Consider the following 11717-nt stretch of genomic DNA (forward strand, 5'->3'; position numbering starts at 1 on the left):
GAGGGCATGGAATGGCTCGTGCAGGCGCCAGTGTGGGCGCAGATGGCGGTGCTCGCCGTGACCGCAGTGCCGGCCGCGACCGTCATGGGGTGGGTGCTGATGTGGGTTATCGACCGTGTGAATTCGTGGCTAGCGCCCGCGACTAGGATGAAGAAACATGACTGACGATGATCACCGCGAAGGCCTGTGGGACCCCGAGCGCCCGCAGCCTCCCCACCGCAAACGCGCACTGCCTAAGTCCCGAGTGAGCGTGACCCTCTGGCTGATGATCGCGCTCATCGTCGTGGTGGCCATCGTCGGCGTCGTCGTTTAGCGCCCGGCGCCCGGCCTCGTGGCGGCCTGGGCGAGGCGCTGGTAGAGCTCCTGCTTCGGCAGATCCTCCAACAACACCGGCTTGCCGGCGGTATCGCACAGCGGGATGCACCAGTTGGGGTACTGGTCCTTCGTCGTGCCCGGCTGGTTTTGGGCGCGCACGTCACCGACCATGTCCACCAGGTTGGTCACCGTCAGCGCCGACGGGGTTCCCGCGATGTAGCGGTGCAGGGCAACGAGCATGTCCTCTTCGCTCTCGCGGTTGTCCAACATGCCATAGGCCTGCAGGTTGTCCTTGACCTTTTCCTGCCACGCGCGGTCCTCGGCTTCTTCTTCTGCCACCGGGCGGGTGAGCAGACCCAGGCGGGCGCGCAGCGCGATGTGGTCGCCGCGCAGGAAGGCGAGCGTCGGCGGCAGATCGTGCGTGCCCACCGAGGACATCGCCATCTGGCGGTATTGATCCTGCGGGCGCGGGGTGGGGCCGTCCTCGGCGTGCTCAAACCAGATGATGGTGGTGCCCAGCACCCCCATATCGCGCAGAGCGTTTTGGACCCACGGCTCCAGGGTGCCCAGGTCCTCGCCCACGAGGACCGCGCCGGCGCGCTCAGCCTCGAGCGCGAGGATGCCGAGCATAGCCTCCCAGTCATAGGTCACGTAGGTGCCGTTGAGCGGGGTGGCGTGACGCGGGATCCAGTACAGGCGGAACAGGCCGAGCACGTGGTCAACGCGCAGGCCGCCAGCATTGCCCAGCATCGTTCGCAACAAGTCACGCCACGGCTGGTAGCCGGATTCCGCCAGGCGGACCGGGTGCCACGGCGGCTGAGACCAGTCCTGGCCCTGCTGGTTGTAATCATCCGGCGGGGCGCCCACCGAACACTGCGGGGCGAGGTATTCCGCCAGATTGACGGCGTCGGCACCGGCGGGGTGGATGCCCACGGCCATGTCGGTGATAAGCCCGATGCTCATGCCGGCGTCGAGCGCGCGGCGCTGGGCAGCATCTAGCTGCTCATCGCAGAGGAACTGCAGCCAGGAATAGAACTCAGCCAACTCGCTGACGTCAAGGCTCAGCGCGTGGCGACGGCCGCTGTGGCGTTCGAGCTCGGTCTCGGCGCACCACAGCGCGAAGTTACGCAGGCCACGGCCCTCGCGGCGCTGGTACTCGCTAAAGGCGGTGCGGCGCTCTGGGGTCATCCCCTTGTTGAAGAGCTCCTGGAGGACCTGCAGCTTGGCCTCGAAGATGGAATCACGATCAATCTCTTCTGCAGACAGGTTGCGCTCGCGGAACTCGGCGGCCAGCTCGGCCACGTCATCCTGGAGTTCCGGGCTGAGTAGTTTCAGCTCCGGGACGTCCTCGATGCGGATATAGATCGGATTGATGAATCGCCGCGTGGTGGGCAGGTAGGGCGAGTCTTCCACCGGCGGAATCGGCTCGCCAGCATGCAGCGGATTAATAAGGAGGAAGTCGTAGTCCGGTGCTAAGACCTCCGCCAGCTCTGCTAAGTCACCGAAATCACCCATGCCCCAGGACTTCTCGGAACGCACCGAATACAGCTGTGTCATCGCACCCGCTGCGGGGCGCTCGAGGTAGCGATCTGCCGTGCTCAGGTGGTTCGGCACGACGATGAGCGGGCACTCGTGCTCTCCGGTGCCGGGAGAGGACAGGAGCAGCTTATGGAATCCGAGAGGCAGGTCGCCGGGGACGTGGAAGCTTGCCTCGCCCCACATGGTTCCGGAGACGTCGGCAGCCGGGGCATCGTTGGGGTCCTGGTAAGTCGGGCGGGTCTCGCCGCTTTCCAATTCGATCGTGACGGAGACCGGATCCCCGTCGTGGACGTGGACGGCGAAGGACTTTTCGGCGCCTTCGCGGGCCACCACGCAGGGCGGCAGTGGGCGGGAAGCCCGAGCGAGGTAGTCCTCGAAGAGGGCTTGGGTTAGCTCCTCATCGTCCGGACGGTCGGAGATAGAGACGCCGAGTGCGCGCAGCGTGTAGGTGATTGTCTCCTCGCTGACGTACACAGGCTGTCCGTTCTGGGCGGTGTACTCGCAGGCCACACCGTGGCGTTGGGCAAGTTCTTGAAGCAGATCACGGGTAGTCACATCCCCCAATTGTGCCACGCCCTCCCCACGCGCGTAATAAATCAGGTTGGTAGAGTGGGCTGGAATTTAGTTTTTGTGGGAAAGGACACAACTGTGACTTTGAATGAAGCGCACACCAAAGCGGAATTCGAGATCAAGGACGGCGAAACGTGCCTTACCGCCATGATGGCTACGGCGCACGCCCGCCCACATGGCGTGCTGTTTACCCGCCCGGCGAATTACGAGTGGGTCAACGTCACCGCCAAGGAATTCGTCGAGGAAGTCTACGCGGTGGCCAAGGGGCTCATCGCCTTCGGCGTGGAGCAGGGTGACCGCGTGGCGCTCATTTCCACCACCCGCTATGAGTGGTCCTTGCTGGACTACGCCATCTGGGCCGCCGGTGCGGTTTCCGTTCCGGTGTACCCCTCGTCGTCGATGTCCCAGGTTCAGTGGATCATCGAGGACTCCGGCGCAATCCTCGCCATCACGGAAACCCGCGAGCACTCCGAGCTGGTCAAGCATCTGAAGCTGCAGGAGGACGGAACCCCGCAGCTGCACGGTTCCCCCTCCCAGCTGCGCCGTGTCTTAGAAATCAACTCTTCGGCCATCGATACGCTGAAGTTTGAGGGACGCGACATCAGCGACGACACCGTCAACCAGCGCATCGAAGCTACGCACACTGACGACGTCGCCTCCCTGGTGTACACCTCCGGCACTACCGGGCGCCCCAAGGGTTGCATGCTGACCCACCGCAACTGGCTGGCGGAAGCCCGCGGGTTGCTGACCAACCCCATTGGTGCCATCGCCGTGCCGGGCGCACACGTCCTGACCTTCCTGCCGCTGGCACACGTCTTCAGCCGTGCGGTGTCGCTGGCGGTCACCATCGGTGGTGCGTCCCAGAACCACTGGGCGGACTTCAGCACCATCACCGTTGAGTTCGCTCGTTCCCGCCCGAACCTGATTCTTGGCGTGCCGCGCGTGTTTGAAAAGGTACGCAACGGTGCGTCCGCCAAGGCGCATGGTTCCTCCGCGTTCAAGGGCGCGATCTTCGACAGCGCGGAGAAAGTCGCCATCGAATACTCCAAGGCGCTGGATACCCCGGAGGGCCCCAACCGAGTTCTCAAGGCCAAGCACAAGGCCTTTGACAAGCTGGTCTATTCCGCCATCCGCCAGGCAATGGGCGGCGAGGTCAAGTACTGCATCTCCGGTGGCTCGGCCATCTCGCAGGATCTGCTGCACTGGTACCGCGGCATCGGCGTGACCATCTACGAGGGCTATGGACTTACGGAGACCGCAGCGGCTGCCGCCGTGGACTTCGTGGATCAGTCCATCGGCACCGTCGGCCCGCCGCTGGGCGGAACGACGATGCGCATTAACGAGGACGGCGAGATCCTGATTAAGGGAGATATCGTCTTCAAGGGCTACTGGCAGAACCCGGAAGCCACCGAGAATGCGCTGCAGGACGGCTGGTACAACACCGGCGACCTCGGTGAGATCAACGAAGAAGGCAAGCTCGTTATCACCGGCCGCAAGAAGGACCTCATCGTCACCGCGGGCGGCAAGAATGTCTCGCCTGGCCCGATGGAAGATATCCTGCGTTCCCACCCGCTGATCTCCCAGGCCATGGTGGTTGGCGACGGCAAGCCCTTCGTCGGCGTGCTGCTCACCCTGGATGAGGACGCGCTCAAGCGCTGGAAGGCGGACCACAACATCGCCGCGACCAAGGGCATGCGCGAGGTAGCTGCGGATCCGGCGCTGCGCGCGGATATTCAGGACGCCATCAACCAGGTCAACGCCACCGTCTCCCACGCGGAGGGTATTAAGAAGTTCGTCATCCTGGATCAGGACCTCACCGAGGAAAGCAACGAGCTCACCCCAACCCTGAAGGTCAAGCGTTACGTGGTGGCCCAGCGCTATGCGGCTGACATTGAGCGCCTCTACGCCGGCAAGAAATAAGGCTGGACGGAGTCTGTGAATTCCTTCGGAGTGTCGCGCAGCCGAATGCGAGGATCTCTAATAGAGTCAGCGGGGTCAGAAAAACTCTAAACCTCAACTAGAGGTTCTCACGGGAAGGGCGGCCTATGCACAAGATCGCAGCCGAGCTGCGCCACCGTGAGCTGACCCAAGAAATCTATAACATCGGCGATGAAGTCGTCGACTACATCGAGCACCTCATCGAGGCCATCGAGGACTGGGACGATGAACTCTCCCTCGACTGCTTGGCCGAGCTGGGGGATATCGTCGAAGACGCCCGCGTGGATTCCGGGCGCTGCGTCGGCGAGCTCATCGGCCTGCGCCAGGCGCTGGTCTCCGGCCTGAAGTCCGGCACCATCTCGGCTGCCTCCTCCGGCGACAATGACGTCGAGGAACCGAAGCAGCTCACCGCCCGCGCACTCGCTGAGGGCCTGCCTATCTCCGGCCCGCCCGTCGTGGTCTCCGAGCTGGCAGAAACCTTGCGCGGCCGTACCGCCGCGGTGGCTGCCTACCTGCGCGAGCTGGTCGAGTACGTGCTGGCGCAAACCGACGCCGTGGCCCGCAACCTCGACGTGGTTTCCCTGCCGAACTTGTACAAGCGCGCGGGAGAATCCTCCCTTATTGCCGTGCAAGCCTGGCGTCACACCGTCGTCGAGGCACACCCCGCCTTCGTGCGCACCATGCGCGGGCACAATCCGCCGCCCTTCCTAGAGGAGCGCGCGCGTATCGACGCCGTCGTCGCCCGCGTCCGGGCTAAGCGCCAGAAGCAGGCCGCCACGACCGCTTAAGGAGCCGCATCACAGACTTCCTTGTTGCCAACACACAAGGATTACCTAAAGAAGAGCGCCGCCGAGAATCCCTCTCTCGGCGGCGCTTTTCGTAGTTAGCGTGGCACGAATAACTTTGCGTGCCACCGTCTAGCTTCGTGCACCACGCTTAGCTTCGTGTGCCCCGTCTAGCGCGTACGCGCTAAGCCCCCGGGTTCTTGGCGGCCGGCGCGGCCTGGTCTAGCTGTTCCGTAATCTGCGGCCACAGCTGGCCCATGATGTCATCCCAGGTCAGGATCCACACCGTCTTGTCCTTGGTGGGCTTGCCCACCATGACGAGCTGCTCGTTGCGGGCGCGCATCTGATCCAGAGTCTTCTGCACGGTGGAGGAGGAACTCACCGCCAACGCGGGGCGGGAGAATTCCAGCACCGGGGTTTCCGGATCCGCCAGCAGGGTATCGCGGACGTGGACGATGCGCGGAATGCGCGAGGCGCGCGGGTAGACCAGCACGCGCATGATGGACTTGTGCACGACGAGGTCGTGCAGCTCAGCCACCGTGGCATCGGAAGACAGAGGCAAGATTTCCGAGCCGTGCTCGCGGGCCAACTGTGCGGCGGTGGACGCTTCCAGCTCGATGACGCCGGTGATCTGGTTCGCGGAGTCGTCGTCAAGCGTGCCCGTCTGCCGCGAGTGCTCGACGAGGTGGCGCAGGGTCTCCGCGTCATAGCCGGCCGCACCGGCGCGGTCGACGGGTTCCTCGCCGGTCATGAGCACCAGCTTGTTCGCCATCTTGTTAATCCAGATCAGCAGCGGGCGGAAGAGCCAGATGAAGCCGCGGGCAGGAACCGCAATGAGCTGCAGGGCCGTCTCCGGGTGGGCGATGGCCCAGGACTTTGGCGCCATCTCACCGATGACCAGGTGTAGGAAGGTCACGACGAAAAGTGCGAGGAGGAAGGAGACGACGTCAGCAACGCCCAGCGGCAAGCCGAGGGCCTCCAGCGGGCTCATGAGCAGGTGATGGACCCACGGCTTGGTCACGGCACCGAGGACGAAGGTTGCGGCGGTAATGCCCAGCTGGGCGCCGGCCAACATGACGGTCAGCTCGTTGAGCGAGCGCAGGCCCGCGCGCGAGGCAGCCGAGGATTCCGCGGTTTCCTCCAGGCGGTTGCGGCGCGCGCCCATGAGGGAGAACTCGATGACCACGAAGAAGCCGGAAGCAGCAATGATGAGAATGGTGATGAGGAGGTTGAACCACCAGGTATCAGTCATTAGTCATCCTCTCCTTCCGGGAATTCCTCCACCAGCTCTAGGGCTAGGACGGAGGGCACGTGGCGGTCGATTTCCTCGACGCGGACGTTGAGCGTGCGGGTGGGGGCTTCATCGCCGTCGACCCAGTCTTCAGGCTCTGCCTCCAACTCGATGGCGAGCTCTTCGCCTTCCTCCGGCAACGTGCCGGAGTGCGCGATGAGCAGGCCGGCGACGGTTTCGAAATCACCCTCCGGCAGGTCGTGGCCGATGGCGCGCTCGACCTCGTCGATGGGTGTGTCACCGTCGACGATCCAGTGCGTCTCGTCCTGCTCGGTGATCTCCTCGGTCTCTTCGAGGTCGTGCTCATCGGTGACATCGCCGAGGATCTCCTCGGCCAAGTCCTCCATGGTCACAATGCCCACGAAGCCGCCGTATTCGTCGATGACGCAGGCGAGTTTTTCGTCGGCGTCGCGAAGCTCCGTGACGACGTCGGGAAGCGGCATGAGCTCCGGAACCACCACGGGTTCCTTCATGATTTCGCGGGCCGGGGTGGCCGCGGGCAACTCGGTGCCCAGCACGTCATAGAGGTGCACCACGCCGATGGGATTGTGCTCATCGTCGATGATGGGGTAGCGGGTGTGGTTCTCCGACATCATCTCGCGGACCTCACCGATGGTGGTCTCCGGCTCGATGACATCCACGCGCGAGCGCGGAATCATGGCGTGCCCCACGTCGTGTTCGGGGAAGTCGAGGAGGCGGTCGAGCACCAGGTAGGTGTCCTCATCCAAGTCGCCGGCCTCGTGGGAGGCATCCACGATGGATTCCAGGTCATCGGTGGTGGCAGAAGAATCGACATCCTCCACCGGTTCGATGCCGAAGACCTTGAGGATGGCGTTGGAGGAATACTCGAAGAAGTGGATCAACCAGCCGAAGATCTTGAGGTACCACATCGTGGACGCGGACAGCCACAGCGCTGTCTTCATGGGAGCGGCGATGGTGTAGTTCTTGGGGAAGAGCTCGGCAAAGAGCATCGTGAGAACCGTCGACACGGCCAGCGCGGTCACCGTACCCACGGCGACGGACACGCCCGTGGGCACGCCCACGCCACCGAGCAGCTGGCCCAGGCCTTGGCCCACGAGTGGCTCGGCCACATAACCGATAAGCAGGCCCGTAATCGTGATGCCCAGCTGTGCGCCGGAAAGCATGAAGGAGGTTTTCTGCGTGATCTTGAGCGCGCGCTCCGCTGGTTTATCCCCCGCAGCGGCGCGCTGGCGCAGCTGCGTGCGGTCCACGGACATGAAGGCAAATTCTTGCGCGACGAAGTACGCGTTGGCCACGATAATGAGAGCGATGACGGCGAAACCCGCCACAATCATCAGGATGGCAGATAACACGGCTCACCCCACCGCCTTAAGGAGGCGGCGGGGACATCGACTCGGAGGTTCCACGAAAAAAGGGGGCCTTTCTTAACTATCGGGGTTGCAAATCTGCACTATAGACTACCGCTTCAACGGTTTAGTCGGTTATTTTGTTCCCCATGGATCCCTTCGGTCTTTATATTCACGTTCCCTTCTGTGCCTCGCGCTGCGGCTACTGCGATTTCAACACCTATACCCCGGGTGAGCTGGGAGGGGATCTGACCAGCGATTATCTGGATGCGCTGGAGAAAGAGCTGGAGATGGCGGCGGCCCAGGTAGGCCGTGAGGCCGAAACGGTTTTTATCGGCGGCGGTACGCCGAGCTTGCTGGGGGCCGAGGGGCTGGGCCGTGTGTTGAATCGGGTGCGCGACACCTTCGGGCTGGCCCCGGGCGCGGAGGTCACCACGGAATCCAACCCGGAATCAACCTCGCCGGAGTACTTCGCCGGGCTTCTCGACGCCGGCTTCACCCGCCTCTCCCTTGGCATGCAGTCCGCCTCACCGGGTGTGCTCGCCGTGCTCGAGCGTGCCCACACCCCGGGCCGCGCCTTCGATGCGGCACGCGAAGCCATCGCCGCGGGCTTCGAGCACGTCAACCTGGACATGATTTATGGCACGCCGACTGAAGAGGACGCCGACGTTGCCCTGACCTTGGAGCGCGCCCTGGAGACCGGGGTGGACCACATCAGTGCGTATTCGCTCATTGTGGAGGACGGCACGCGCATGGCCCGCAAGGTATCGAAGGGCCTGCTTCCGGCCCCGGACGAGGACGTGCTGGCCCGGCGCTACGAGATGATCTCCTCCGCCCTCGAGGCCGAAGGCTTTGAGTGGTACGAGGTCTCCAACTGGGCCAAGCCGGGCGGGGAGTGCCAGCACAACCGCATCTACTGGGTGGACGGCAATTGGTGGGGCGCGGGCCCGGGCGCGCATTCGCACCTAGGCAACGAGCGCTTCTTCAACGTGAAGAACCCGCGGACCTATATCAAGGCTGTCAGCGAGGGGGAGCTTCCCATCAAGGAGCGCGAGCAGCTCAGCGCCGCCGATCGCCACACCGAGCGCATCATGCTGGGACTGCGCCTGCGCGAGGGCATCCCTGCGTCCTGGCTCGCGCCGGCCGCCGAGCCCGTCGCCGCGCGCTTCATCGAGCGCGGCCTGCTCGAGCGCGCCGGCGACCACCTCCGCGTGACCAAGGCGGGACGCCTGCTCGCGGATGGGATCATCACCGACCTCCTTGTCGCCGAAGATACCGCCGAAGGCACCGCTCGCTAGGGGCTTGCCCCGCCTGCGGGCCGACCTCCGGATCCGCATCAGCTGGCTCATTAGCGGCCGTACCCTGCTCGTGGCCTGTCCTCAGCCTTCCGCACATGGTTCCAGTGGAAAGGTTCTAGTCATAAGGTTTGTTTGGGGGCAAACAAACCTTCCTTAGGCTGCTAGAAGGTTCGTTTGGGGGCAAGTAAACCGTATGACCTGAACCATCTGAGTAGAACCAGCTGTGTGATGCAACCGCGAAGCTGCGAAGAAGTGGCTAGGCCTTGGCCTTTCGACGTCGAGGAGACATGGGGACTTAAAGTTAGCTCCGCCGGGAATTTGTTAGTTTTGCTCCTGTCGTCGGGAAGTTTGATAGCGGTGTTAGTTTCTCTCTCCACGTCGAGAAACCTGTTAGTCGCTCTCGATATTGCTAGTATTAGTGGCATGGATGACGCCTTAAACCCCTATACTCCTGGCTCGGGCATCGCGCCGACAGTTCTTACTGGGCGCGAGAGAGACCTTCATGCGTTTGACAATCTTGTCAAACGCATCCAGAACGGATTGCTTGGCCGTCCAATGCTGCTCGTTGGCTTGCGTGGAGTGGGTAAGACCGTGCTGCTCAACCAATTAAAAAGGAAGGCTGACCAAGCCGACTGGCTAACGATTAAGTTTGAGGCTTCGCAGGGGGCACGTGGACGAGAAGGAGCCCGCCGTGCTCTAGCGCAAGGTTTAGCCAAAGCCTCTTTGCGCTATCGGACGAAAGCCAAGGTATCTGAGGGTTTTCACTTTATTGCTGCGGCCGTAAAATCTTTCTCGCTCTCGGTAGGACAAAGCATTATTGACCTTGGGGTTGAAGTAGGAGACATTCCTCCGGCAACAGGAAACCTCGAGCTTGATCTGCACGATGTGATCGAGGCCATCACTACGACGCTCCTCAAGGAGGATAAAGCTTTAGGAATCTTCATCGACGAAATGCAAGACCTTGATGAAGAGCTGCTCGAAGCACTCATTTCTGCACAACATGAAGCAGGGCAGCTGGGCTTGCCTTTTTACATTATTGGCGCTGGGCTCCCGAGTCTGCCAGGGATTCTGGCGGAGTCCCGCTCTTATGCAGAGCGAATGTTCGAGGTGCACCAAATTGGCAGGCTCGAAATGTATGCCGCAGTTGCCGCCTTCCGTGAACCTGCGCGGACACAGAATGTGGAATTTGACGATGAAGCAGTTGAATATCTAGCTAATGTATCGGGGCAGTATCCGTATTTCATCCAGGAATTTGGTGCACAAATGTGGCGTACTGCGCGAACTTCACCTATGGATTCCGATGCAGCTCGACGCGCCGCGCGGCTTGGAATTGAGCAGTTGGACCGCGGGTTTTTCCAAGCCAGGTGGGATCGCGCTACTCCAGCCGAGCGGGACTACTTGACCGCGATGGCAAAGGTTGGCGGAGAGGAAATCTCGAGCAAGGACATCGCGGACATCTTAGGTAAAGACACGAAGAAACTGGGTCCTGTGCGAGCCAAGCTCATTAGTAAAGGATTGATCTATGCTCCAGAACACGGCAGGGTGAGCTACACTGTGCCAAATTTTGACGACTTCATCGCCCGCCAGAACGGATAGCCTTAAAGACATGTCCAGCTCCACCGATGCCCGCCGCCAAGAGGTCCTGCGCGCCATCGTCGCGGACTATATCGCCTCGCAATCGCCCGTCGGCTCCAAGGCCCTGCTCGAGCGCTACCAGCTGGGCGTGTCCTCGGCGACGATCCGCAATGACATGGCCGTGCTCGAAGCCGAAGGGCTTATCGCCCAGGAACACGCCAGCTCCGGGCGCGTGCCCACGCAGAAGGGCTACCGCCAATTCGTCGATACGCTGCACGACGTCAAGCCGCTCTCCAAGGCCGAGCGCCGCGCCATGCTTACCTTCCTCGAAGGCGGGGTGGATTTGGAAGACGTGCTGCGCCGGTCTGTCCAGCTGCTGGCCCAGGTGACGAAGCAAGCAGCCGTCGTGCAGATGCCCAACCTCAAGGTCTCCCGCGTCAAGCACTGCGAGGTCGTGGCACTCTCACCGGTGCGCTTGCTCTTGGTGCTGATTACGGATAATGGGCGCGTCGATCAGCGCAATGTGGAGCTCGATGACGTGATCGACCCCGAGCAGACCCACCGCCTGCGCGACATCCTCAACACCGCCCTGGAGGGCAAGACGCTCACCGATGCTTCGGTGGAGCTGGCCGCGCTTGTCGACGACTCCCCAGCCGACATCCGCCCCCACCTCCTCAAGGCCGCGACGACGCTGATCGAGACCCTTGTGGAACAGCCCTCCGACCGCCTGATTATGGCGGGTACCTCCAACCTCACCCGCGTGGCTCTCACCGAGGGCCTGCCCTCTATCATCGAGGCCCTCGAGGAGCAGGTCGTCGTGCTCAAGCTGCTGGCGCGCGTGCCGGATTTGGGCAATGTTTCTGTATCCATCGGCGAGGAGAACGAAGCCGACGAGCTGCGCCAAACCTCTGTCGTGGCCACGCGCTATGGTTTTGGCACCGGCGAGCATGCGGCGGCACTCGGCGGGCTGGGTGTCGTGGGGCCGACGTATATGGACTATTCGGGAACAATTTCCAAGGTCTCTGCCGTTGCACGCTATGTGAGTGAAATCCTGGCGGGCGAGTAAGCTAGCCCGTCG

Annotated in this window: 10 protein-coding genes; 7 read left to right on the plus strand and 3 right to left on the minus strand. The window is 62.6% G+C overall.

Going from position 1 to position 11717, the window contains the following annotated elements; translation table 11 throughout:
* Nucleotides 1-6 precede the first annotated feature (6 nt).
* On the plus strand, nt 7-165 hold the full coding sequence (locus M5J06_RS06605) for a hypothetical protein (protein WP_168164014.1): 159 nt from the start codon (nt 7-9) through the stop codon (nt 163-165).
* Nucleotides 158-313 (plus strand): hypothetical protein, encoded by a 156-nt coding sequence (locus M5J06_RS06610; protein ID WP_185963341.1) that lies wholly within the window; start codon nt 158-160, stop codon nt 311-313. Before M5J06_RS06605 ends, M5J06_RS06610 begins: the two co-directional genes overlap by 8 nt.
* On the opposite strand, the gene malQ is transcribed toward M5J06_RS06610, so the two are convergent.
* A complete protein-coding gene (malQ, locus tag M5J06_RS06615; protein WP_250224251.1) occupies nt 310-2409 on the minus strand; it encodes a 4-alpha-glucanotransferase in 2100 nt (699 codons plus the stop codon). The genes M5J06_RS06610 and malQ overlap by 4 nt on opposite strands.
* 93 nt (nt 2410-2502) lie before the next feature.
* On the opposite strand from malQ, the gene M5J06_RS06620 reads away from it, so the two are divergent.
* Together M5J06_RS06620 and M5J06_RS06625 are read left to right on the plus strand one after the other, a co-directional pair.
* Complete coding sequence (locus M5J06_RS06620) at nt 2503-4344, plus strand: AMP-dependent synthetase/ligase (protein WP_070530199.1); 1842 nt, start codon at nt 2503-2505, stop codon at nt 4342-4344.
* A gap of 125 nt (nt 4345-4469) precedes the next feature.
* Nucleotides 4470-5150, plus strand: coding sequence for a hypothetical protein (locus M5J06_RS06625; RefSeq protein ID WP_070519581.1), 681 nt, complete (start codon nt 4470-4472; stop codon nt 5148-5150).
* Nucleotides 5151-5331: 181 nt separating this feature from the next.
* Here M5J06_RS06625 and M5J06_RS06630 read toward each other — a convergent pair whose 3' ends face one another.
* Together M5J06_RS06630 and M5J06_RS06635 are read right to left on the minus strand one after the other, a co-directional pair.
* Entirely contained in the window at nt 5332-6399 is a 1068-nt protein-coding gene (locus tag M5J06_RS06630; RefSeq protein ID WP_250224252.1) for a CNNM domain-containing protein, read from the minus strand.
* Nucleotides 6399-7772, minus strand: a complete 1374-nt coding sequence (locus M5J06_RS06635) for a hemolysin family protein (protein ID WP_070561468.1) — start codon at nt 7770-7772, stop codon at nt 6399-6401. Before M5J06_RS06635 ends, M5J06_RS06630 begins: the two co-directional genes overlap by 1 nt.
* A 143-nt stretch (nt 7773-7915) precedes the next feature.
* Here M5J06_RS06635 and hemW point away from each other — a divergent pair, with 143 nt between their 5' ends.
* From hemW to hrcA, 3 genes are all read left to right on the plus strand, one after another.
* Nucleotides 7916-9064, plus strand: coding sequence for a radical SAM family heme chaperone HemW (gene hemW, locus M5J06_RS06640; protein ID WP_250224253.1), 1149 nt, complete (start codon nt 7916-7918; stop codon nt 9062-9064).
* Between the two features lie 423 nt (nt 9065-9487).
* On the plus strand, nt 9488-10660 hold the full coding sequence (locus M5J06_RS06645; protein ID WP_250224254.1) for an ATP-binding protein: 1173 nt from the start codon (nt 9488-9490) through the stop codon (nt 10658-10660).
* Between the two features lie 10 nt (nt 10661-10670).
* Nucleotides 10671-11705 carry a heat-inducible transcriptional repressor HrcA gene (hrcA, locus tag M5J06_RS06650; protein ID WP_070530209.1) on the plus strand — a complete coding sequence of 345 codons (1035 nt, stop codon included), beginning with the start codon at nt 10671-10673 and terminating at the stop codon, nt 11703-11705.
* Nucleotides 11706-11717: the final 12 nt, after the last annotated feature.

Source organism: Corynebacterium intestinale (assembly GCF_023574125.1).
GTDB lineage: Bacteria > Actinomycetota > Actinomycetes > Mycobacteriales > Mycobacteriaceae > Corynebacterium > Corynebacterium hesseae.

Bases quoted from the DNA above. Each gene is read 5' to 3' on its own strand.
- M5J06_RS06605 (WP_168164014.1), top strand. From the start codon at position 7: ATGGAATGGCTCGTGCAGGCGCCAGTGTGGGCGCAGATGGCGGTGCTC.
- M5J06_RS06610 (WP_185963341.1), top strand. From the start codon at position 158: ATGACTGACGATGATCACCGCGAAGGCCTGTGGGACCCCGAGCGCCCG.
- M5J06_RS06625 (WP_070519581.1), top strand. From the start codon at position 4,470: ATGCACAAGATCGCAGCCGAGCTGCGCCACCGTGAGCTGACCCAAGAA.
- M5J06_RS06630 (WP_250224252.1), bottom strand. From the start codon at position 6,399: ATGACTGATACCTGGTGGTTCAACCTCCTCATCACCATTCTCATCATT.
- hemW (WP_250224253.1), top strand. From the start codon at position 7,916: ATGGATCCCTTCGGTCTTTATATTCACGTTCCCTTCTGTGCCTCGCGC.
- M5J06_RS06645 (WP_250224254.1), top strand. From the start codon at position 9,488: ATGGATGACGCCTTAAACCCCTATACTCCTGGCTCGGGCATCGCGCCG.
- hrcA (WP_070530209.1), top strand. From the start codon at position 10,671: ATGTCCAGCTCCACCGATGCCCGCCGCCAAGAGGTCCTGCGCGCCATC.